Origin of the sequence: Streptomyces sp. NPDC015139 (genome assembly GCF_043079785.1) — a bacterium.
GTDB lineage: Bacteria > Actinomycetota > Actinomycetes > Streptomycetales > Streptomycetaceae > Streptomyces > Streptomyces albidocamelliae.
The window spans coordinates 84,036-105,779 of record NZ_JBIBUW010000007.1 but is presented as its reverse complement, the minus strand read 5'-3'; the positions used below and the strand labels follow the sequence as shown (position 1 = coordinate 105,779).

The 21,744-nt window shown below is 72.5% G+C and carries 17 protein-coding genes; 1 reads left to right on the top strand and 16 read right to left on the bottom strand.

Annotation, left to right across the window (positions count from 1 at the left end):
* Positions 1–169 precede the first annotated feature (169 nt).
* Complete coding sequence (locus tag ACF08B_RS20445; RefSeq protein ID WP_073894039.1) at positions 170–574, bottom strand: globin; 405 nt, start codon at positions 572–574, stop codon at positions 170–172.
* A 79-nt stretch (positions 575–653) separates the two neighbouring features.
* Between ACF08B_RS20445 and ACF08B_RS20440 the strand changes: the two genes are divergently transcribed.
* A complete protein-coding gene (locus ACF08B_RS20440; protein ID WP_392318644.1) occupies positions 654–1,631 on the top strand; it encodes a methyltransferase domain-containing protein in 978 nt (325 codons plus the stop codon).
* A 36-nt stretch (positions 1,632–1,667) separates the two neighbouring features.
* Here the strand turns inward: ACF08B_RS20440 and ACF08B_RS20435 are convergent, their stop codons facing one another.
* From ACF08B_RS20435 to ACF08B_RS20365, 15 genes are all read right to left on the bottom strand, one after another.
* Positions 1,668–3,083 carry an FHA domain-containing protein gene (locus ACF08B_RS20435; RefSeq protein WP_392318643.1) on the bottom strand — a complete coding sequence of 472 codons (1,416 nt, stop codon included), beginning with the start codon at positions 3,081–3,083 and terminating at the stop codon, positions 1,668–1,670.
* 57 nt (positions 3,084–3,140) lie between these two features.
* Entirely contained in the window at positions 3,141–4,484 is a 1,344-nt protein-coding gene (locus tag ACF08B_RS20430) for a VWA domain-containing protein (RefSeq protein ID WP_392318642.1), read from the bottom strand.
* Positions 4,485–4,610: 126 nt separating this feature from the next.
* Positions 4,611–5,936, bottom strand: coding sequence for a PP2C family serine/threonine-protein phosphatase (locus tag ACF08B_RS20425; RefSeq protein WP_392318641.1), 1,326 nt, complete (start codon positions 5,934–5,936; stop codon positions 4,611–4,613).
* A 3-nt stretch (positions 5,937–5,939) separates the two neighbouring features.
* Positions 5,940–8,399, bottom strand: a complete 2,460-nt coding sequence (locus tag ACF08B_RS20420) for a tetratricopeptide repeat protein (RefSeq protein WP_392318640.1) — start codon at positions 8,397–8,399, stop codon at positions 5,940–5,942.
* Positions 8,396–9,670, bottom strand: coding sequence for a hypothetical protein (locus ACF08B_RS20415; RefSeq protein WP_392318639.1), 1,275 nt, complete (start codon positions 9,668–9,670; stop codon positions 8,396–8,398). Before ACF08B_RS20415 ends, ACF08B_RS20420 begins: the two co-directional genes overlap by 4 nt.
* Before the next feature lie 49 nt (positions 9,671–9,719).
* Complete coding sequence (locus ACF08B_RS20410; RefSeq protein WP_392318638.1) at positions 9,720–10,748, bottom strand: glutamate ABC transporter substrate-binding protein; 1,029 nt, start codon at positions 10,746–10,748, stop codon at positions 9,720–9,722.
* A gap of 14 nt (positions 10,749–10,762) precedes the next feature.
* Positions 10,763–12,157, bottom strand: coding sequence for a hypothetical protein (locus ACF08B_RS20405; protein ID WP_392318637.1), 1,395 nt, complete (start codon positions 12,155–12,157; stop codon positions 10,763–10,765).
* Positions 12,158–12,361: 204 nt separating this feature from the next.
* Positions 12,362–13,354 carry an N-acetylglucosamine kinase gene (locus ACF08B_RS20400; protein WP_392318636.1) on the bottom strand — a complete coding sequence of 331 codons (993 nt, stop codon included), beginning with the start codon at positions 13,352–13,354 and terminating at the stop codon, positions 12,362–12,364.
* Entirely contained in the window at positions 13,345–14,610 is a 1,266-nt protein-coding gene (locus ACF08B_RS20395; RefSeq protein WP_392318635.1) for a 6-phospho-beta-glucosidase, read from the bottom strand. Before ACF08B_RS20395 ends, ACF08B_RS20400 begins: the two co-directional genes overlap by 10 nt.
* Before the next feature lie 7 nt (positions 14,611–14,617).
* Positions 14,618–15,514 (bottom strand): carbohydrate ABC transporter permease, encoded by an 897-nt coding sequence (locus tag ACF08B_RS20390; protein WP_392318634.1) that lies wholly within the window; start codon positions 15,512–15,514, stop codon positions 14,618–14,620.
* Positions 15,515–15,516: 2 nt separating this feature from the next.
* On the bottom strand, positions 15,517–16,458 hold the full coding sequence (locus ACF08B_RS20385; protein WP_392318633.1) for a carbohydrate ABC transporter permease: 942 nt from the start codon (positions 16,456–16,458) through the stop codon (positions 15,517–15,519).
* Positions 16,459–16,461: 3 nt separating this feature from the next.
* Entirely contained in the window at positions 16,462–17,805 is a 1,344-nt protein-coding gene (locus ACF08B_RS20380; RefSeq protein WP_392318632.1) for an ABC transporter substrate-binding protein, read from the bottom strand.
* An 84-nt stretch (positions 17,806–17,889) separates the two neighbouring features.
* On the bottom strand, positions 17,890–19,101 hold the full coding sequence (locus ACF08B_RS20375) for an ROK family protein (RefSeq protein WP_392318631.1): 1,212 nt from the start codon (positions 19,099–19,101) through the stop codon (positions 17,890–17,892).
* 242 nt (positions 19,102–19,343) lie between these two features.
* Positions 19,344–20,171, bottom strand: a complete 828-nt coding sequence (locus tag ACF08B_RS20370; RefSeq protein ID WP_392318630.1) for a hypothetical protein — start codon at positions 20,169–20,171, stop codon at positions 19,344–19,346.
* Between the two features lie 249 nt (positions 20,172–20,420).
* Complete coding sequence (locus ACF08B_RS20365) at positions 20,421–21,524, bottom strand: mechanosensitive ion channel family protein (RefSeq protein ID WP_392318629.1); 1,104 nt, start codon at positions 21,522–21,524, stop codon at positions 20,421–20,423.
* Between the last annotated feature and the right edge of the window lie 220 nt (positions 21,525–21,744).

The window sequence follows — 21,744 nt, the reverse complement described above, 5'->3', positions numbered from 1 at the left end:
TCCGGACTTCCGAACCTTCGGGCGATGCTGGCAGAGGTGCCCGGTCCGGGGTAACCGGTCGTCGGCCGGTCTATACCGGATCGTGACCGGTTTCCGGCGACGGGTGACCGGAATCCGGCCTTCAGTGACGACCGGTCAGCGACCCGTGATCAGCGCGGAAGACGCCTGATCACTCCGGGGTGTTGATCATCGACTGGGCCGCGTAGGTCAGGTAGTTCCACAGCGTCCGCTCGTGCTCCTCGGACAGACCGAGCTCGTCGACGGCCACCCGCATGTGCCGCAGCCAGGCGTCGTGCGCCGCCCGGTCCACGACGAACGGGACGTGGCGCATGCGCAGCCGGGGGTGGCCGCGGTTCTCGCTGTACGTGGTGGGGCCGCCCCAGTACTGCATCAGGAACAGGGTGAGCCGCTCCTCGGCCGGACCCAGGTCCTCCTCGGGGTACATCGGCTTGAGAAGCGGGTCCCCGGCGACACCCTCGTAGAAACGGTGGACGAGCCGGCGGAAGGTCTCCTCCCCGCCGACCTGCTCGTAGAAGGTCTGCTCCTGAAGCGTGCCGCGCCGAATCTCATTCACCCCTCCATGGTCTCAGACCCGCGGACCGAGGACTCGGGACTTAGGACCGCAGCGGGCGGCGCGACCCTACTGTGGACCCATGGGCGCCTACGACACGGAGATCGACGGCCTCGCCGCCGCGGAGCGGGCCGCGCTGGTGCGGGAGATCGACGCCGACGGCGCCTGGGCGGAGGACCCGGTGTGGCGGGAGGCGTTCGCCGAGGTGCCACGGCACCTGTTCGTGCCCTACTACTACGTGGCGGGCAGGGGCGGCTACGAGCGCCGCTGGGGCGAGAGCCCCGACCCGGGGGCCAGGGAACGCTGGGTGCGCGGCGCCTACGAGGACGTGCCGCTGGCCACCCGGCTGCGCGACGGCGAACTGCTCTCCTCCAGCAGCCAGCCCTCCCTGATGGCGCGGATGCTGGTCGCCCTGCGCGTCGGGGACGGCGACCGGGTCCTGGAGGTGGGCGCGGGCACCGGCTACAACGCGGCGCTGCTCGCCCACCGGCTCGGCGACGACGACCTCGTCACCACCATCGACCTCGAACCGGAGATCACCGAGTCGGCCCGGCAGCACCTGGCCGCCGCCGGCCACCGTCCGCCGGTCGTCACCGGCGACGGAGCGCGCGGGGTGCCCGAGCGCGCCCCCTTCGACCGGATCATCGCCACCTGCGCGCTGCCCACCGTGCCGCGCGCCTGGCTCGCCCAGTGCCGCCCCGGCGCCCGGATCCTCACCCCGCTGGCCACCGGTCTGCTGGCGCTCACCGTGCGGGACGCCGAGCACGCCGAGGGCCGCTTCCTGCCCTCGGCCGCCTTCTTCGTACCGCTGCGCGGCGAGGGCCGGGCGGAGCCGGAGGAGGTGTCCCTGAGCGGACTGCCGGCCCGGGCCCGCGAGCAGGAGCCGTTCCGCTTCCTGCTCGCGCTGACCCGGGGCGCGCTCGATCCGCCGGCGGCCCACGCGCTGTGGGAGCGCGAGGGGGAGCCGGACCGCGGACGGTACGGCGTCACGGTCGACGGCGAGCACGCCCGGGCCTGGCTGGACGACCCCGAGGGGCCGTACCTGTGGGCGCTGCCCTGACGGGCGCGCCCCGTGGACCCGGGCGCCCGGCGGTTCTCAGCCCCGGCGGATCGTGATCGTCGTCCAGGCGCCCACGTGCACCCGGTCGCCGTCCTGCAGCGGGACCGGCACGAACGGCTGGATCGGTTCCTCACCCATGTTCACCGTGGTGCCGTTCGTCGAGTTCTGGTCGACGACCGCCCACGTGCCGTCCGGCTGCTGCACCAGCACCGCGTGCTGGTGCGAGACGCCCGGGTCCTCCGGCGGCACCGACAGGTCGACGTCGGGGGTGTCGCCGGTGGAGTGCCGGCGGCGGCCGATGGTGAGCTGGTTGCCGGTGAGCGTGCGCTGCTGCTCAGGGGAGTACGCGGGCAGGTTCAGACCCGCGGCCTCGGGGCCGGAGCGGTGCATCATCGCCATGAAGTAGTCGCGGTCCGGACCGATGGTCGCGGTCCAGGTGGCCCGCTGCTGCGGGAAGCCGGGGCCGGACGGGGCCTGGGTGCCGCCGGGCTGCGGGTAGCCGTAGCCGCCGCCCTGACCCGACGGGCCGGAGGGACCGGTGGACGACGGCGGGGAGAGCACCCAGTCGTCGTCACCGCCGCCGAAGGGCGCGCCGCCGGCGGACGGGCCGCCGGGGCGGCCGGTCTCCTGCGGGAACGCGGGCGGGGCGGGCGGCCCGGACTGCTGGTACGCCTGCGGGGCACCGCCGGGAGCGGCGGACGGGTTCGGACGCGACGGGTCGCCGCCGAACGCCGAGGGGCCGGGGGCGCCGGGGCCGCCTTGGGGCGGGCCGGACGGCTCACGGCCGAAGGGCGGCGGACCGGAGGGGCCGCCGGGCCCCTGGCCGAAACCGGGATTCTGACCGGGACCACCGCCGTAGCCGGACGGGCCACCGGCACCCGGGCCCTGGCCGGGACCGCCGTAGCCGGACGGGCCGCCGGGGCCCTGGCCGGGGCCGCCGCCGAAGCCCTGCGGCGGGCCCGAGGGACCCGGCGAGGTCGGCGGGCCGGCCGGGCGGCGCTCGCCGCCGAACGGCGTCGGGCCCGACGGCTCGCTGCCGAAGGACGGGATCGGCTCGGCGGGCCGGTTCATCTGCGAGGGCCGAGAGCCCTGGTACTCGTACGAGTCACCGCCGCCGTACGTCGCGCTCGGCGGCTCGAAGCGGGGCTGCGTCGGGCGCGGGGCGGCCGGCGTGTACGAGGTGGCCGTGTTGGTCAGGAAGTTCCACCGGCACTCCTCGCAGAACGGCGCACCGCCCTCCCGGGGCGTACGGCACTGCGGGCACAGTTCCGGCTCGGGCGCGCCCGGCTGCGGGCGGCCGCCGGGCTGGCCGCCCTGCGGCGGAGGGAAGCCGTAACCGCCGGCGGGCGGGGGCGGCGGAGGGGGCGGAGGTACGGCACCGGCCATGCGGTGACCGCAGACCTCGCACCAGTCGTCGGAACCCGACTGGTGTCCGTTCGGGCAGGTCGGCATGTCGGTGCTTCCCCTTCTCCTAAGGGTCGGTCTGGATGGCTCGGATCGCTTCCAGCGTCACTTCTTTACACGAACAGTCTTTGTGGACCGGGTCTCCAGAGTCATCTCGTCCGCCTCCGCGACCCTCGTCTTCAACCGCACAGTACCTGTCGCGGCGTCGACCACGTCCACCACCTTCGCAAGCAGTTTCGCAGTATCCGCGTTCCCCGAGACATTGGCGAGCTGAACAGCGCGCCCCAGTTTCGCCGTTGCTCCGTCGAAATCGCCCGCTTTGCGCAGATCGAGTCCTTGCTGGATGGCTTGTGCCAGTTCGGCCTGCCCGGTGTAGTGGGCGACTTGGGGGTTGATCGACGTGGAGGCCGCCATGTCGTCGGTCCACACGGCCCGTACGAGACCCTGGGCGCCGAGGTTGTGCACCGACCCGTCCGGCTGCGGGACGACGAGCGAGACCCGGGCGGCGAGCATCTCCTGGCCGAGACCGGCCGCCGGGACCTCCACGCACAGGTGGTAGTCGCGGGACTCGTCACCCCAGGACCCGGTGGGGTAGTCCCCGGCGCGCGGCCCGGCCTCGGTGCGTCTGCCGGTCAAGTCCGCCACGGTGGGGGCGACTTGCTTGACGTACCGGATGGTGGTGCCGACCGGCGTCCACACCCGCAGGGCGACGTCGGCGACCTCCTTGCCCATCGCCGTCTCCATCATCCGCGTGAAGTCGGCGGCCAGCCCCGCCGGATCGGCCACGATGTCGGCGGTGCCGAGCAGCGCCGAGGCGATCCCTGTGACTTCTTTCACTTCCCAGTCGGTGCCCACGCCCCGCGCGTCACAGGTGAACCGGCCCGCGCACGCCTCCAGCGCGGCCCTCAGGTCCTCCGGCGACTCGTGCTCGTTGCGGCCGTCGGTGAGCAGGATGCCGTGCCGGATGGTGACGTCCGCGGAGGACAGCAGCCGGTCGGCGAGCCGCAGCCAGGTCCCGATGGCCGTACCGCCGCCCGCGCTGAGCCGCCGCAGGGCCCGCTTGGCCTGCTCGCGGGTGGCGGCGTCGGCGACCGCGAGCCGCCCGCCGCCCGGATAGACCTCCTGCGCCACGTGCGTGCCGCCGATCACCGCGAAATGGGTGCCGTCGCGCAGGGTGTCGACCGCGGCGGCGGTGGCGTCCCGGGCGTTGCGCATCTTGGTCGGCGGGTAGTCCATGGAGCCGGAGCAGTCGACCATGATCGCCACCGCGGCGGAGGGGCGCCCGCCCGCCGTGTACACCGGCGCGGCGATCGCGCTGCCCACGGTGCCGCCGCCCGTCGCCGTCACGGTGACGATGGCGTTGACCTCGCGGCCGCCCTCCGGCAGGTACTCGTTCTGGTAGACGTCCATCGAGAACTGCGGCACGTTCGACTTGGCGAAAATGGCCATGCTTGTTCGACTCCCCCTAGACAGCACCCCGCTGACGCGAGGCGGTGGTGTGGACGGGCCGGTCCCCTCCGGCCCGCCGCCGCTTCCCCGTCCCCCACGGCGTCGTGCACGCCGTTTTGTACGGCCTCAGGCCGATACTGCCCCCTGCGGAGGCGCCGGGAACGGCAGGACCGCCACTGTTACGTTGTCGTGGCCCCCGCCGTCCAGGGCGTGCCCCACGAGCACCCGGGCGCTGTGCAGCGGTCGTACCGCCGCGTCCGGGGGCACGATCTCGGACATCTCCTCGGCCGTCTCGGCGTAGTTCCACAGGCCGTCGGTGCACACCACCAGGACACCGGGGCGGTCCGGTTTGAAGGAGGCGGTGTGCGGCTCCAGTTCGTAGGCGTCCGCGCCGAGCCAGCCGGTGATGGCGTGCGCGCGCTCGTCGGCGTACGCCTCGGCCTCGCTCATCAGGCCGGCGGCGACCATCTGCGCGGCCCAGGAGTCGTCCTCGGTCAGCCGGGCCGGGGGCGCGTCGGCGTCGCGGGGTACCCAGTAGACGCGGCTGTCGCCGACCCAGCCGACGACCAGCAGCCCGGAGGTGACGACCGCGCCGACGATCGTGCAGGCCGGGGCGTTCTGGTGCGGGGAGTGCTCGCGGGCCGTGGCCGGCTCCTCGGCGAGCGCGTTGACGGCCTGCGCCGCGGCGACGATCGCCTCGTGCATGGCCGCCTGCGGATGGGTGCCCCGTGGCAGGGCGGCCAGCAGGGTGTCCCCGGCCACCCGGGAGGCGGCCATCGAGGCGTCGTCGGGCCGGGTCGCCGAGGAGACCCCGTCGCAGACGACGGCCAGCGCCGCGGGCGTGCCGTCGGGCAGCGTGGTGTGAGCCACGGCGAAGGAGTCCTCGTTGCGGTGGTGGCGCAGCCCGCGGTCGCTGACGGCGGCGACCGGACCCGACTCCCGCTCCATGTGGTCGCGTTCGCGGGGCTGGGCGTGCCCGCAGTTCTCGCAGTAGCCGTCGCTGTCCACCCGGCCCGCCCGGCAGGCCACACACACCTGCGCCGGCTCGGCGGCCGGTACGGCGGCCGCGGCGACATCGGCGGACGCCCGCGGGTCGGGTGCCTGCAACGGGTACTCGTCGGGCTCGGCCGGCCGGTCGAAGCGGACCCCGGGCGTGGCCGGTTCCCCGTCGGCGGGCAGGGGCTTGCCGCCCGAGTCGGTGCCCGGCAGGTCGGTCGGCAGATGCGCCGCGGGCGGGGTGGCGCCGGAGCCGGTCGGCTCCGGGGCCGGCCAGTCCACGCCGTCCCCGGCCGCGGCGGACCCGGTCATGGTGAGCGTCGGATGGTCCTGCGGCGCGGCGGGCACCACCGATAGGTCGTGACCGCACGCTCCGCAGAACAGGTCACCCGTCTCGACGGGTTCCGCGCAGCTCGGGCACTTCGGCAGTGCGGCCTGCTGGGGCATCTGCGACATCAACTACACCCACGTCCGGGGGCGGTAACGGTTGGCCCGTTCCACCAGTTCGATCCTCTCGTCGCCGCCGGGCGCCAGCCGGGCCAGCGTGCGGTAGGCGCGCTCCAGGCCGAAGCGGAGACCCCGCTCGTCCAGGCCGCTGCCCAGCAGCACCCGTCCGCCGGCGGCCGGCGGGGCGGTGCCCTGGCCTCCGGAGAGTATCCAGTCCAGCGCGCAGCCGAGCACCTCCACCGACAACTGCTCGCGGCGCGCCGGGTCGAGACCGTACGCCTGGAGCGCCTCGACCTGTCCGGCGGCGGCGGTCAGGTCGTCCAGGAACGGTACGTCACCGGCGGTCGCCGTGCGCTGTCTGAGCCGCGCCCGGACGGCGGCGACCCGGGCGGCCGTGTAGTGGATGGAGGACTCCGGCACCGACTCCAGCGTCGTCACGGCGCTGTGCCGGTCCCCGGCCGCGAGCTGCACCCGGGCCAGGCCGAAGGCCGTACTCACGAAGCTCGGATCGGTCGCCCACACCAGGTGGTAGTACTCGGCGGCGTTGTCCAACTGGCCCAGCACCTCCGCGCACAGACCGAGCGCCAGCTTGGGCGCGGCCTCGCCGGGGAAGGCGTCGTAGATCGCGTCGAAGGCGAGCGCGGCGCCCTCGTGGTCACCGGTGACCAGGGCGGTCACACCCCGGTACCACACCACTCGCCAGTCGTCCGGCCGTTCCTCGTCCAGCTCGGCCAGGGCCGACACGGCGGCCCCCTGGTCGCCGCTCTCCAGCCGGGCCCGGATCAGCCTCAGCCGGGTCTCCACGGTCCGGGCGGGCGCCGCGTCCAGCGCGCTGATCAGCTCGGCCGGGGCGGAGGCCATCAGGCCCGCCAGGAAACCGGCGTCGGGGTCGTTCGGGTCGACCAGCGGGACCGGCAGGGCGAGCGCGGCGGCCGGCACGTCGACGGGCCTGACCAGGGACGGCGGCGGCAGGGCGGGCGCGGACCCGGCGGTGCCTCCCGGCCGGCTCCCCAGCCGGGACACGTCCTCTGCCAGGCGTGGGAACAACTCCGCGTCAGTGACCCGCAGTTCGGGCCCGAACAGCGTCGACAGCGCGGGCCGCGCCTGCCCGGTCTGCAGCGAGACGACCTCACGCAGGACGCCGGTCAGCTGCTCGGACATCTCCTGCGCGGAGGCGAACCGGCGGGCCGGGTCCGGATCGGTGGCACGGACCAGCAGCCGGTAGAAGGACTCGTACCGGCGGAAGACCTCGATGTTGTCCGGGTCGGGCAGCGAGTCCACGAAGACGTTCGTGTAGCCCTGGAAGTCGAACGTCAGCACCGCGAGCGTACGGCCCACCGTGTACAGGTCGCTCGCCACGGACGGGCCGACCTCGGCGACCTCCGGCGCCTGGTAGCCGACCGTGCCGTAGATCGCCGACTCGTCGTCGTCCATGCGGCGCACGGCGCCCATGTCGATCAGCTTGAGCTGGTCCTCGGTCTGGATGGCGTTGTCGACCTTGAAGTCGCAGTACAGCAGGTTGCGGCTGTGCAGATGACCGAGCGCCTCCAGCGCCTCGATGCCGTACGCGCAGGCCTGCTCCACCGGCAGCGGGTCGCGCCTGCCGTCCGGCGTGCGGCGGGCGTTCGCGATCTCCTTGAGCGACTTGCCGCCGACGTACTCCATGACGATGTAGCCGTCGAGGGAGCCGGTGCGCTGGTCGAGGTGCTCGACGAAGTTGTAGATCCGCACGATGTTGGCGTGTTCGATCTCCGCGAGGAAGCGCCGCTCGGAGATCGCGGCGGCCATCGCGTCCTGGTCGCCGGTGTCCAGCAGACCCTTCAGCACCACCCACCGGTCGGACACCGCACGGTCCACCGCCAGGTAGACCCAGCCGAGCCCGCCGTGCGCGAGGCAGCCCGCCACCTCGTACTGGCCGTGCACGATGTCCCCGGCCTTCAGCTTCGGCACGAAGGAGTACGGGTGCCCGCACTTGGTGCAGAAGCCCTCCGTGCGGCCCGGCCGCTCGCCCCGGGCCCGGCCGACCGGCGCCCCGCAGTCCGACCGCGAGCAGAACCGCTTCCGCTCCGGCACCTCCGGGTTCGCCAGCACCATCGCGCGCGGGTCCGGCCGCGGCACCTGCGGCACGCTCACCAGACCGGCGCCCAGCCGGCCGCGCGTCGACGTACCGGACGCGGAGCCGGAGCTGCGCACCGACACCGAGCGGCCGGTCGACTTCCCCGACAGGGACCGGGAGAGCCGCCCGGACACCGAGCGGCGCGACTTGGACGACTGCGAGGAGGTCCGCGCGCTGCGCGAACTGCCGCTGTCCGCCGCGCCCCTGGTGACACCGGTGGGCGGCGAGCCGACCATGCCGTTCGCGGCCACCACGGGCGCGAGACCGCAGGTGTCGCAGTACAGCTCGCCGCCGCCGACGTCCTCGTACGTCCCCTCGCAGCCCGGCCGCTGGCACGTCTGCCCCGGCTGACTCATGACTGGTCCCCCTTACGGTCCTCCGGCGCGCCCGGCCCGCCGAGCAGCTCGGTCGCCAGCCGCTGGTAGCGCAGCACGGCCTGTTCGGCCACCCGCAGATCGCAGGGCGCGCTCCACAGCATCCGCCGGGCGGCGTCGTACCGCTCGATCAGGAACGGGTCCTCGGCGAGTCCGTGCCGGGCGACCTTCGCCCGGTAGGCGTCGAGCCGGCCGCGCAGCTCGGCGCGGACCGCGAGCGGTGCGGTGACCGCGCTCAGCGACTCGCGGGCGCGCAGCAGTTCGTCCTCCGCCTTCTGCTCCAGGGACTCCAGCAGCGGGGACAGCCGGTGCCACTGCGCCTGCCTGCGGTACTCGGCGGCCGTCGCCAGCTGCTCCTGCAGCGCGGTCGGCGGACCGCTGACCACCGGCACCTCGGTGGCGGCGATCTTCGCGAGCACCTCGCCGCGCGCCGTACGGGCCTCGGCGAGGGTGCGGTCGGCGCGCGAGAGCACGTCCCGCAGCCGGATCAGCCGCGCCTCGGCGTCCTGCCGGACGGTGAGCACGGCGTCGATCTCCCGCCGCACGTCCTCCAGGGCGCGCGCCTCCCGGTCGTACACCGTGGTGTCCGGGCGGCCCCCGCCGGGCGCCGAACTGCCCTCGGCGGGCACCCAGAACGCGAGCGGGTCGGAGACGACGTCCTCGCGCAGCTTGGTCAGCGTGCGGGTGATCCGCTCCAGGTCGTCACCGGAGGGGTGCTCGCCCGGGCGGACGCCGACGGAGTGCGCGAGCCTGCGGGTGCGCTGGAGCTCCGCGGCGAGTAAATCGATCCGGGCGGGCAGCGCCGACCAGACGGCGTCCGCGGCGACGACCATGTCCAGGCTCGTCGCGTACAGCTCGTTCATCCGGTCCACCAGGGAGGACAGCGTGAACGTCTCGCTCAGCGTGCCGTCCCCGGCGACGGTGACGGACTCGCCGCGCAGCCGCCCGGTCAGCTCCACCAGGTCCTCGCGGCTGGACCAGCGGCGCCGGGCGCGGATCTCGCGGGCGGCGCGCAACGCGTCCGCGTAGGCGTCGAAGTACCCCCACAGCAGGGTGATCCGGGCCTCGGCGGCCTGCCAGCGCTCCTTGGTGAGACCGGTCAGTTCGGCACCCTCGAGGAGTCTGCGGCCCGCATGGTCCTGCAGCGCCAGCAGCGAGGTCTCGATCGCCTCGTGCTCCTGGCCGAGCCGCGCCAGCGCACGGTCCACCTCGTCCCGGTCCATCACCGGCCCGGCGGGGTCCGTGACGCCCATCGATCACCTCTCGCTTGCTGTCCGGTCGGCCTGTCGTCCACCACGGTGTTCAGCTCGTGCGCAGATACTGCGGCGCGGGCGGCTCGGACGCCGCCGAGTCCTTCCCCAGTGTCGCCGACAGCCATTTGTCGTACGACGCCTGCCAGCCGTGCTCGTGATAGTCCACCAGGATGCGGTTGACCCGGCGTACCAGATCGGTGGCGTCCTTCTTCATCGCCACGCCGTAGTACTCGGTCGTGAACGCCTCGCCCTTGAGCTCGACGGTCGGGTCCTGGGCGGCCTGGCTCGCGGCGAGCGCGCCGTCGGTCACCACGGCGTCCACTTCGCCGAGTTGCAGCCGCACCAGGCAGTCGAGCTGGTTCGGCACGGTGGTGGAGATGTCGGTGGAGGCGGGCAGCTCGCCGGCCTTCCGGTCCGCGTCCAGCTTGGTGTATGCGGTCGAACCGGCCGCCGTACAGACCTTCTTGTGCGCGAGGGAACCGCCGTAACCCTTGATCGGCGCGGACTTGGGCGCGAGGACCTGCTGACCCGTCTTGAAGTAGGGCGCCGAGAACGCCACCTGCGACAGACGGTCGCAGGTGATGGTCATGGTCCGTACGACCATGTCCACCCGGCCGTCCTGGATCGCCGGTATGCGCTGGCTGGTCGGTATCGCCTTGAACTGCACGGCTTCCGGGTCGCCGAGGATGTCCTGCGCGATCCGGCGCACCAGGTCGATGTCGAAGCCCTCCAGTTCCGCGCCCTCGGTGTTCGGGTTGCGGTAGCCCCAGTGGTAACTGTTCTGGTCGACGCCGACGACCAGCTTGCGCTTGGCACCCGTACGGGCCTTGATGGCGTCGATCGTCGGACCGTCCGCGCCGGACGGCGACAGCGTCTGCTTCTGCGCCTCGGAGTCCTTGCAGCCGTCCGCGCGGGCCTGGCTGCCGGTGACCACCCGCTGCCCCACCCGGCTGTCCCCGGCAGGCGCCTGGGTGCGGGGCAGCAGCAGGACGAACGCCAGCGCCAGCGCGCACAGCACCGCCATCGCGCCGACCCCGCCCCAGCCCCGCAGGGAGGCCCGTGCACGTGCCGCGTACATCGCTGCGCCCCCTGTCACCGGTACTCCGAAAGCCTGCGCCCGATGCCGGCCACGGCACCGGCCGCGCCCAGCACCGCGAGGACCGCCGCGCCCACGGGGAGCCCGGTCATGGCGTCCCGTCCGTGGCCGGCGGACCGCTGGAACTCGGCCTGCTCGTGGTCGATGGCCCGGGCGAGGTTGGCGTCGACGCTGTCGAAGCACTCACCGGTCGCCCCCTTCGCGCCGATCACCTTGTCCAGCGCCTGCTGGAAGTTGCCGTTCTCGTCCTCGGCGCGGGCCGAGGCGTGGCGCTGCTTCCACACCGCCATGTTGCCCTCGGCCGCCTTGACCGGGGTGGTGCCCGCCCGGTCGTCGGCGAGCGTCGCCGCCCGGCTCAGTCCCTTGCCGAGCACGGCCATGTCCTTGTCGAAGTCGTAGTAGTACGCGTCGTAGGGCTTCCCGCCTACCGTGATGGTCTCGGCTCCGCGCGCCACCAGGCTCAGGTTCTCGTTGCCGCGCGCCTTCAGCGAGGCGATCCGGGCGTCGTGCAGGACGCTCAGCGAGCGGATGCCGTTGTCGTAGGAGCCGTCGAGGCCGGACCGGGCGATCGTGTGCCCGACGACCAGCCACAGCAGCACCACCGCGGTGGCGGCGCTGCCGGCCACCAGACCGTGGTTGAGGACGCGGTTGGTGCGCTGGTAGGTGCGGTGCTGGGCCCAGCCGAGCGCGGCCAGCGCGAGCAGACCGAGGGCGATGGCGGCCCACGGGTACGGCGTCGCGTCCGCGTAGTCGGCGTCGAGCCGCTGGTTCTCCTTGGTGTAGAGGTCCTCCGCCGCCGGGAGCATCCGCGTCTGCATCTTCTCGTTGGCGTACCGCAGATAGGCACCGCCGACCGGATAGCCCTGCCGGTTGTAGGTCCGGGCCCGCTCGATGAGGCCCTTGTACTCGGGCAGCAGCCGGTTCAGCTTGGCGATGGTGGCCTCGGAGGCCGAGCCGGGCTCGGCGTTGGCGGCGGCGGTCACGAGGCCCGAGGCGGCGGTGCGGATGTCCTTCTCGTACCGGTCGCGGGAGGCGGCGCTCTCCTGGCCGCCCGCGAGGAACCCGCTGGACGCTGTCGTGTTGGCGTCCGCCAGCGACCGGTAGATGGCGGCCGCCCCGGAGCTGAGCGGCTGGCTGCTGTGCAGCACGTCGTCGGCGGCGGCCGCCCGCTCACTGCTCTGCCAGGCGGTGACCGCGCCGAACGCGACGACGAGCAGGGCGAGTACGGCTCCGATGATCCGCAGCCGCCCGGGCTCGGTCGTCGCGGCGGCCCGGACGCGGTCGACGCCCTCCGCGAAGGCGGTACGGCGGCCGGGCGGAGTGGGGGAGACGGGGGCGGACGCGGGGGCCGGCCGGGCGGACTGGGCGGGGATGCCGGGGGCCGCGGGCATGCCGGGCCCCACCGCTGGCGGGCTCGCGCTCTTCGGCGGGTGTGTCACTCGACCTCCCCCATGGTCATCCGTACGCCGCCAAGTATCGCCGCACGGACCGACATTCCGCACCGGCCTTCACTGGATCTTGATCGGATCGCAGCGTGCGCCGCTCATGTACACGCCGGGAGCGTGTGTTCGGTTCCGGGCGGCACGGCCCTGTGATCAGGGGTGTCCCGTCTGCCAGTGACCCCGGGCACGCTCCTGCGCCTCCACGCCCGCCCGCAGCCGGTCCAGGCCCAGCAGCACCGCGCCGAGGACCGGGCTCGCCGTCACCACGCGGACGTCGGCCTTCGGGGCACGGGCGGCCAGCAGCTCGCGGACGGAGTCGTCCAGCTGGGCGTGGCCCGCGGTCAGGACGCCCCCGCCGAGCAGGACCGGTGTCTCCTCCTCCAGGAGGCCCAGGCGGGTCAGCGCGACGGTGGCCATCACCGTCACCTCCTCCGCGAGCCGGGTGACGATGGCGCGGGCCCGCCCGTCGCCCTCGGCGGCCGTCGCGAAGAGGACCGGGGCCAGCTCGTGCCGCCGGTCGTGCCCGATGTGCTCCAGGTGGAGCGCCTCGATGAGGGCGTACATGGACGGCAGGCCGAAGTGCGCCGGGAGCGTGCGGGACAGGGCCGTCGGCCCGCCCCGGCCGTCCTCGGCGCGCGCCGCGTGCCACAGCGCCTCCTCGGCCAGCCCCCAGCCGCCGCCCCAGTCCCCGGAGATCCGGCCGATCGCCGGGAAGCGGGCCGTGCGGCCGTCGGGGCGCATACCGACGCAGTTGATGCCGGCGCCGCAGACGACCGCGACCCCGCGGGGCTCGGACACACCGGCCCGCAGGATCGCGAAGGTGTCGTTGCGGACCTCCACCGCCGGCCCCCACGCGCGTGCCCGGAGGGCGGTCGCCAGCTGCTCCTCCTCGACCGGCAGGTCGGCGTTGGCCAGGCAGGCGGAGACGTGGTCGACGGACGTCACGCCCGCGTCGGCGAACGCCCGCGCCACCGGTTCGGCCAGCGCGTCCAGCGCGGCCGCCACACCGACCACGGGCGGACGGAAGCCGCCGCCGCGTGCCGTGGCCAGCACCTCTCCGGTGGCGGTGACCACGGCCACGTCGGTCTTGCTGTTGCCCGCGTCGACGGCGAGGACGCGCGCGGTCTCAGGTGCGGTCAGGCCCACGCCAGGTGCTCCCGGTTGTGTGCGATCAGCTGGTCGGTGAGGGTCTCGGCGTACGCGTACTGGCCGATCAGCGGATGGGCGAGGAGGGCGCGGAAGACCCGGTCCCGGCCGCCGCGCAGCGCGGCCTCCAGGGCGAGGTCCTCGTAGGCGGTCACGTTCGCGACGAGGCCCGCGAACAGCGGGTCGAGGTCGGGCACCGGCAGCGGCGCGGGGCCCGACGGGCCGACCGCGGCCTGCACCTCGATCACCGCGTCGTCGGGCAGGAACGGCAGCGTGCCCCGGTTGAGGGTGTTGACCACCTGGTAGGGGCTGCCGCCGCCGCCCAGCAGCGCCGCCGCGAGGTCCACGGCCGCCTCCGAGTAGTAGGCGCCCCCTCGCTTCGCCAGCAGGGCCGGCTTCTCGTCCAGCGACGGATCGCCGTACATGCGCAGCAACTCCGCCTCCATGGCGGCGACTTCCGCCGCCCGGGAAGGCTTGGTGCGCAGTTCGCGCACGACCTCGTCGTGGGCGTAGAAGTACCGCAGGTAGTAGGAGGGGACCACGCCCAGGCGGTCCAGGAGCGGGCGCGGCAGGCGGACGTCGTCGGCGATCGCGTCACCGTGCTCGCCGAGCAGCTTGGACAGGACGTTCTCGCCCTCCGGGCCGCCCAGCCGGACCTCCGTCTCCCAGGTGAGGTGGTTCAGGCCGACGTGGCCGAGGTGGACGTCCGCGGGGCTCACCCCCAGCAGTCCGGCGAACTTGCGCTGGAAGCCGATCGCCACGTTGCACAGGCCGACCGCGCGGTGCCCGGCCTGGAGCAGGGCGCGGGTGACGATGCCGACGGGGTTGGTGAAGTCGACGATCCAGGCGCGGGGGTTGGCGCGGCGGACGCGTTCGGCGATGTCCAGGACCACCGGGACCGTGCGCAGTGCCTTGGCGAGGCCGCCCGCGCCGGTGGTCTCCTGGCCGATGCAGCCGCACTCCAGCGGCCAGGTCTCGTCCTGCTGCCGGGCCGCCTGCCCGCCGACCCGCAGCTGGAGCAGGACGGCGTCGGCGCCGTCCACGCCCGCGTCCAGGTCGGAGGTGGTCACGATCCGCCCCGCGTGGCCCTGCCGGGCGAAGATGCGGCGGGCCAGGCCGCCGACGAGTTCCAGGCGGTCCGCCGCCGGGTCCACGAGGACCAGTTCCTCGACGGGCAGGGTGTCCCTGAGGCGGGCGAAGCCGTCGATGAGTTCGGGGGTGTAGGTCGAGCCGCCGCCGACCACGGTGAGTTTCATACGTGGATCAACCCTTTACTCCGGTGAGGGTGACGCCCTCGACGAACGCCTTCTGGGCGAAGAAGAACACGAGGATCACGGGGGCCATGACCAGCACCGTCGCCGCCATGGTGAGGTTCCAGTCGGTGTGGTGGGCACCCTTGAAGGACTCCAGGCCATAACTCAGCGTCCAGGCACCGGGGTTCTCCGAGGCGTAGATCTGCGGGCCGAAGTAGTCGTTCCAGGCGTAGAAGAACTGGAAGAGGGCCACGGCGGCGATCCCGGGCCTGGCCATGGGCAGGACGACCTTCAGCAGGGTCCGCAGGTCCCCGCAGCCGTCCACGCGCGCCGCGTCCAGGTACTCGTTCGGGATCGTCATCAGGAACTGGCGCAGCAGGAAGATGGAGAACGCGTCCCCGAACGCCATCGGGACGATCAGCGGCCACAGTGTGCCGGACAGGTCCAGTTGCTTCGCCCAGAACAGGTACATGGGGATGATGACCACCTGCGGGGGCAGCATCATCATCGAGATGACCAGCATGAGGGACAGATTGCGGCCCCGGAAGCGGAACTTGGCGAGCGCGTAGGCCACCGGGACGGAGGACACCACCGTCAGGACGGTGCCGAGACCCGCGTAGAGCAGGGTGTTGCGCCACCAGGTGAGGAAGCCGGGGGTGTCGAAGACCTTCCGGTAGTTGCCCCATTCCCAGGTGTGCGGGATCAGGTCCCGGCTGAGGGCCTGGCTGTCGCTCATCAGCGAGGTCAGGAACACGAACACGAACGGCAGGGTGAAGAACAGCGCGGCGGCGACGCCGAGGGAGTGGACCGCGATCCACTCCAGCAGGGCGCGGCGGCGGGCGGTGCGTTCGGCGCCGTACGGCACCGTGGGCGCCGGCTTGACCGGCTGGTCCAGTACGTGGGTCATGGTCAGTCACCTGCCTGGAGGAGGCCGCCCCGGCGCCGCATCAGCAGCGTGGTGAACGCCATCGACAGGGCGAAGAGCACCAGTGCCACCACGCAGGCGGACCCGTAGTCGAAGCGCTGGAAGCCGAGGTTGTAGACGAGCTGGGGAAGGGTGAGCGTGGACTTGTCCGGGTAGCCCGGCTCGAACTGGGTGCCGGCGCCCTGGATCACGCCCGAGGCGACCTTCCCGGCGACCAGCGGCTGCGTGTAGTACTGCATCGTCTGGATCACGCCGGTGACCACCGCGAACATCACGATGGGGGAGATGTTCGGGAGCGTGACGAACCGGAAGCGCTGCCAGGCCGAGGCGCCGTCCAGCTCCGCGGCCTCGTACTGCTCCTTCGGCACGTCGAGCAGCGCGGCCATGAAGATGACCATCAGGTCGCCCACGCCCCACAGCGCCAGCAGGGTCAGCGCCGGCTTGGACCAGGTGGGGTCGTTGAACCAGCCCGGCGCCGGCACGCCCACCTTCTCCAGCACCGAGTCGACGGGTCCGGTGCCGGGGTTGAGCAGGAAGGCGAAGGCCATGGTGGCCGCGACCGGCGGGGCCAGGTAGGGCAGGTAGAACAGGGTGCGGAAGACGCCCGTGCCGGTCCTGATCCTCGTGATGAGCAGGCCGACGCCGAGCCCGAACACCACGCGCAGGCTCACCATGATCACGACCAGCCACAGGGTGTTGCGCAGGGCGGGCCAGAAGAGCGGGTAGTGCCGGAAGACGTAGGCCCAGTTCCTGCCCCCGCTCCAGGTCGGCGGCCGGAAGCCGTCGTAGTGCATGAAGGAGAAGTAGACCGTGGAGATCAGCGGGTAGGCGAAGAAGACCCCGAAGCCGATCAGCCAGGGCGACATGAAGGCGAGTGTCCGCAGCGCCGAGCGCCGGCGCCTCGATTGCGCGGTGAGCGTGGTCATGGGCTACTTCGCCTGCGCGATGTCCGTGTCGATCTGCGCGGCCGTCGTCTTCAGACCGGCCTTCAGATCGGTGGCCTTGCCGCTCTCGTAGTCGTAGCCGAACTGCTGGATCGTCACCAGGTAGACACCGCCGTTGAGGGAGGCGGGCGTCGTGGTGGAGTGCGGGTTCGCGGCGATGTCCAGGAACGTCCTGAACCGCGGGTCGTACTTCAGCTTCGGCGACTTCAGCGCCGCCAGGGTGGAGGGCACGTTGTGGATGCCGTTGGCGAAGCCGACCACCGCGTCGGTGTCGGTGGTCATGTACTTCACCAGTTCCCAGGCCGCGTTCTGCTTGTGGCTGTTGGCGGCGATGCCGGCGATGGTGCCGGTGATGTAGCCCTTGCCGTACTGCGCGGCCTGGTCGTCGGGCACGGGCAGCGGGGCCACGCCGATCTCGAACTTGGGCTTGGCCTCCTCTGCCATGCCGAGCCGCCACTCGCCGTCGAGCTGCATGGCCACCTGGCCGGTGTGGAAGGGGTGCTTGGGGCCCCACTCGTCGCCGAGGGTGGCCCGGAACTTCTCCAGCTTCTGGAAGCCGCCGAGTTCGTCCACGAGCTTCTTCTGGAGCGTGAAGCCCTTCTGGAACGCCGGGTCCTCGGCCAGGGCCGACTTGCCGTCCTTGCCGAAGTACGTCGGCGAGAACTGCCCGAAGTAGTGCTCGGTCGTCGACTCCCAGCCGTGGTAGTTCGGCATGAAGCCGAGCTGCCGGTAGGAGTCGCCCCGGGCGATGGTCAGCTTCTTGGCGTCGGCCGCGAACTCCGACCAGGTCTTCGGCGGGTTCGCGATGCCCGCCTTCTCGAACGCGGTCTTGTTGTAGTAGAGCCCGTAGGCGTCGCCGAGCAGCGGGACCGTGCAGCGGTTGCCGTCGAACTGGGTGTACTCGTTCATCGGCTTCGGGAACGTCGTCCGCGGATCGATCTTCGACTTCTCGAAGAAGGGGTTCAGATCGACCAGCGCGCCCGAGGAGCAGAACTTGCCCACGTTGTTCGTGGTGAAGGAGGAGATCACGTCCGGCGCCCGGTCGCCGCCGGAGCGCAGCGCCTGGTTGATCTTGTCGTCGGTCATGTTGCCGACGACGTTCACATGGATGTTGGGGTGTGCCCGCTCGAAGCCGGCGACCAGGGATTTGACCGCCTTCACCTCGTTCGGGGCGCTCCAGGCGTGCCAGAAGTTGATCGTCGTGTCCTTGGAGGCGTCGTCCGTGGCGCCCGAGCCGGACTGGCCGGTACAGGCGGTGGCCAGCAGAGCCAGCGACGCGGTCAGGGCAAAAGCCGTCTTTCGGGCAAGGGAGGGTATGGCTTCGGGCATGGCGAGGTCTCCCGGGGCGGTGTGGGTGAGCGGGGGAAGGTGCTACCGAGGTGCTGCGGAGGTGCTTTCCGGGCGTTGCGGGGTTCAGCGCGAGGTGTCGAAGACCTCGTCGCGGGTGGTGGCGAGCGCCGATTCCAGTGCGCCGCGCAGGACGGGGTGCTCGTGGACGTCGCCGACGACCAGCCGGGGGCGGGCCGCCGCCAGTTCCTCCAGCTCGGCCTGGACGAGGGCGCGCAGCACCTCGCCGCCGGCCGTCAAGGCGGAGCCGCTGAGTACGACGAGTTCGGGGTCGAGGACGGAGACGAGCGAGGCGAGACCGGTGGCCAGCCGGGTCGCGTAGGTCTGGAGCAACTCCCGGTGCGGGCCGCCCGCGTGATCGGCGGCGCGGGCCACGAGTGCGGCGGCCACGTCGGTGTACGGCCCCGACGGGATGTCGGTGATGCCGAGTTCACGGGCCAGCTTCGGTACCGCCTGGGAGCCGGCCAGCTCCTGGTAGCCACCGCTGTTGGCCTTGGTCACCTGGCGTACGAGGGGGGTGCCCGGCACCGGCAGGAAGCCGACCTCGCCGGCGCCGCCGGTCCAGCCGCGGTGCAGCCGGCCACCGAGGACCAGGGCGGCGCCGAGGCCCTCCTGGTTCCACAGCAGCACGAAGTCCGCGTGGCCGCGGGCGGCGCCGAGCCGCTGTTCGGCGATGGCCGCGAGGTTGACGTCGTTCTCGTACTCGACCGGCATCGGGAGCGCCGCCGCGAGTTCGTCGAGCAGCGTGGGGGAGTGCCAGCCGGGCAGGTGGGAGGCGTAGCGCAGGCGCCCGGTGTTGGGGTCGAAGGCGCCGGGGGTGCCGATGACCAGCCGGTGCACGTCGGACCGGGCGAGCCCGGCGGCCTTCACGGCGCCGTCGAGGGCCTCGGTGACCTGCTGGACGACCGGCTGGGCGGGCCGTCTGCCCGGGGTGGGCAGCTCGTGCTCGCCGACCGTGCGGCCGGTGACGTCGGCGACCGCGGCCCGGATGCGGTGCGGGCTGACGTCGAGCCCGGCGGCGTACGCGGCACCGGGATCGACCGCGTACAGCTGGGCGTTGGGGCCCGGCCGGCCCTCGCTGGTGCCGGTGACCCGGACCAGCCCGGCCGCTTCGAGGCGGGCCAGCAGCTGGGAGGCGGTCGGCTTGGACAGGCCGGTGAGCTTGCCGATCCGGGTGCGCGACAGCGGCCCGTGCTCCAGCAGGAGGTCCAGGGCGGCGCGGTCGTTCATGGCGCGCAGGACGCGCGGGGTGCCCGGCGTGCCGGCGGTTCCTGCCATGGGGTCGACACCTGCCTTTCCAGCCGCCCAGCTTCTCAGTGACCTGCGCAGGACGTCCAGTCTTGATCACCGGCCGCCTGGAGATCATTGTTAGGAAACTTTCCTATTGGGGTGGGAGGAACGTAAGCCCAGGACGAAGGGGGCGTCAATAGACAACGCCCCCGAGGCAACAGAGTCGTTACCTCGGGGGCGTGGCCGTGCGGGCCCGTGCGGGGCCCGGGTCTACTCGGCGGTCGTGGCGGCTACTTGACCGTCACGTGGTCGCCGGCGGACGTCTTCGCGGCCGTCGTGGCCGTACCGGCGAAGACGAAGCGGTAGGTGCCGCTCCGGGTCGCCTTCACCGTGGTGGACAGGGCGCCCTGGGTACCGGAGGTGATGCCCTTGACGTTCGCGTAGGAGCCGCCGTCCGCCTTGAACTGCAGGACGACCTTCACCCCCTGGTAGCCGCGGTACGTGCCGTGCTCCCAGTCGGCCCGCGTCAGGCTGCCCTTGACGGTGAGCGTCCGGCCCTTGACCGCGGGCTCGGGGCTGGCGTTCACGGTCAGCCGCGCGGCGCGCTGCACCTTCACCGAGGCGAGGTTGCCCCACATGGTGACGTCGTTCTCGCTGTGCAGGTAGTCGTCCGAGAAGACGCTGTCGCTGTGGCCGTAGACGCCCGCGGCCTTCCACGTGGTGGCGTCGGCGGCGTCGAACAGCGCCTCCTCGGGGTCGACGACGATCTTCTCGGTGCAGTTCTCGGTGACCGTCGTGTCCGTGGTGGCGGCCGTCGTGCAGACGGGCGGGGCGTCGGGGCCGAGCTCGTTGTCGACCGACCGCAGCGTGCCGCGGTACAGCATCACCGCCTGGATGTTCTTCTCCTGGTCGATGACCAGGTCCTTGGGGCGGGTCAGGGTGTACGAGACCGGCACGGTCACCGTGTCGGTGGTGCCGACGGTCACCGCCTTGCCCTTGTTCACGGTCACGCCCGCGAACGTCAGGTCCGGCGCGTCGGCCGCGGAGGCGGCGGGCGCGGCCAGGCCGGCCAGTGCCAGGGTGCCGGACAGGGCGGCGCCTATGGCGAGCTTGCGCATGTTTCCCCACATTCGAGACGGGCCCCCGGGCGGCGTCGCGCTCCAGAGCAAGGGCCCGATGTGGAGGTGACCCTAGGTGATCACGAAATGCGGAGGCGACGCGGGGTTCCTGTGAAGACGATCTTTCGTCGGGGCGCGTCACGACCGCGTCGTGGGACCGGTCTTCGGACGCCCCGGCAGAACGACGGGGCACCCCGTGCGCCGGAACGCCCCGCGTGTCCGCCCGAACGAGCCTGCTGAACCGTGCCCCTACTTCGCCGGTGGTGACGGGCGCTGCGCGGCGATCGGGGAGGCCGCCGCCGACTGGGGGGAGTCCGCGTTGGAGTACACCGACGGGGCCGCCATCGCCGCCGCCGGGTCCGGGGTGTCCGCCAGGTCCTCCACGGCCGTCGCCCCGCCCACGATCCGGATGCTCGCCGCGTCGAACGCCCGCTTGACGCGCCAGCGCAGTTCCCGCTCCACCGTCACCGACTTGCCCGGCATCGTCCGCGCCGAGACGCGGACCACCATGGAGTCGATCAGCACGGAGTCCAGGCCGAGCACCTCGATCTGGCCCCACAGCAGCTCGTTCCAGGGCTCTTCCTTGCTCATCTTCTCGGCGACCTCGTCCAGCGTGCTCTTGACCCTGTCCAGGTCCTCGCTCGCCTTCACGGTCACGTCGACGCCGGCGGTCGCCCAGCCCTGGGAGAGGTTGCCGATCCGCTTGACCTCGCCGTTGCGGACATACCAGATCTCGCCGTCGGCGCCCCGCAGCTTGGTCACCCGCAGCCCGACTTCGATCACCTCGCCGGAGGCCACCCCCGCGTCGATCACGTCACCGACGCCGTACTGGTCCTCCAGGATCATGAAGACGCCGGAGAGAAAGTCCGTGACCAGGTTGCGGGCGCCGAAACCGATCGCCACACCGGCGACACCGGCGGAGGCCAGCAGCGGCGCCAGGTTGATCTTGAAGGTGCCCAGCACCATCAGCGCGGCCGTGCCGAGGATCAGGAAACTCGCCACCGAGCGCAGCACCGACCCGATCGCGGCCGACCGCTGCCGGCGCCGCTCGGCGTTGACCAGCAGCCCGCCCAGCGCGCCGGCGTCCGCCTGCGCGGAGCGGCCCATCCGGTCGATCAGCTTGCTGATCGACCGCCGCACCACCGCTCTGAGCGCGACCGCCACGGCCACGATCAGCAGGATCTGCAGCCCCATGGCGAGCCACGTCGACCAGTTCTGCTCGACCCAGCTCGCCGCGTTCGTCGCGCTCTCCTGGGCGTCCTGGAGCGTCGGCACGGCCGGAGGCGTCGAACCGGAGGGGGACGGGGACGGCGATGCACCGGCGGCCGACACGGCGGCGGGCAAGGACGACACGGCAGGTACCTCCAAGGTGCTGCGCGGTCCGTACCGGCAAGGCGGTCAAGGTCTGCAAGGTCACGAAAAGATCACCGGTCGGACAGGACCACCACACTAACGGGGGATTGTGTGTGCCCCGGGCCGATCCGTCGAGGAGCGGCGCAGGAGAGACAGGGCTCACCCTGGCTTGAACAGGTCATGATCCTGGGGATGAATGCGGTGTGGTCGAAAACACTCC

What these genes read in the sequence shown, in the direction of transcription:
- ACF08B_RS20370 (WP_392318630.1), bottom strand. Translation starts at nt 20,171, where the DNA reads ATGCGCAAGCTCGCCATAGGCGCCGCCCTGTCCGGCACCCTGGCACTG.
- ACF08B_RS20380 (WP_392318632.1), bottom strand. Translation starts at nt 17,805, where the DNA reads ATGCCCGAAGCCATACCCTCCCTTGCCCGAAAGACGGCTTTTGCCCTG.
- ACF08B_RS20415 (WP_392318639.1), bottom strand. Translation starts at nt 9,670, where the DNA reads ATGGGCGTCACGGACCCCGCCGGGCCGGTGATGGACCGGGACGAGGTG.
- ACF08B_RS20390 (WP_392318634.1), bottom strand. Translation starts at nt 15,514, where the DNA reads ATGACCCACGTACTGGACCAGCCGGTCAAGCCGGCGCCCACGGTGCCG.
- ACF08B_RS20425 (WP_392318641.1), bottom strand. Translation starts at nt 5,936, where the DNA reads ATGTCGCAGATGCCCCAGCAGGCCGCACTGCCGAAGTGCCCGAGCTGC.
- ACF08B_RS20410 (WP_392318638.1), bottom strand. Translation starts at nt 10,748, where the DNA reads ATGTACGCGGCACGTGCACGGGCCTCCCTGCGGGGCTGGGGCGGGGTC.
- ACF08B_RS20405 (WP_392318637.1), bottom strand. Translation starts at nt 12,157, where the DNA reads ATGCCCGCGGCCCCCGGCATCCCCGCCCAGTCCGCCCGGCCGGCCCCC.
- ACF08B_RS20440 (WP_392318644.1), top strand. Translation starts at nt 654, where the DNA reads ATGGGCGCCTACGACACGGAGATCGACGGCCTCGCCGCCGCGGAGCGG.
- ACF08B_RS20435 (WP_392318643.1), bottom strand. Translation starts at nt 3,083, where the DNA reads ATGCCGACCTGCCCGAACGGACACCAGTCGGGTTCCGACGACTGGTGC.
- ACF08B_RS20430 (WP_392318642.1), bottom strand. Translation starts at nt 4,484, where the DNA reads ATGGCCATTTTCGCCAAGTCGAACGTGCCGCAGTTCTCGATGGACGTC.
- ACF08B_RS20375 (WP_392318631.1), bottom strand. Translation starts at nt 19,101, where the DNA reads ATGGCAGGAACCGCCGGCACGCCGGGCACCCCGCGCGTCCTGCGCGCC.
- ACF08B_RS20420 (WP_392318640.1), bottom strand. Translation starts at nt 8,399, where the DNA reads ATGAGTCAGCCGGGGCAGACGTGCCAGCGGCCGGGCTGCGAGGGGACG.
- ACF08B_RS20385 (WP_392318633.1), bottom strand. Translation starts at nt 16,458, where the DNA reads ATGACCACGCTCACCGCGCAATCGAGGCGCCGGCGCTCGGCGCTGCGG.
- ACF08B_RS20395 (WP_392318635.1), bottom strand. Translation starts at nt 14,610, where the DNA reads ATGAAACTCACCGTGGTCGGCGGCGGCTCGACCTACACCCCCGAACTC.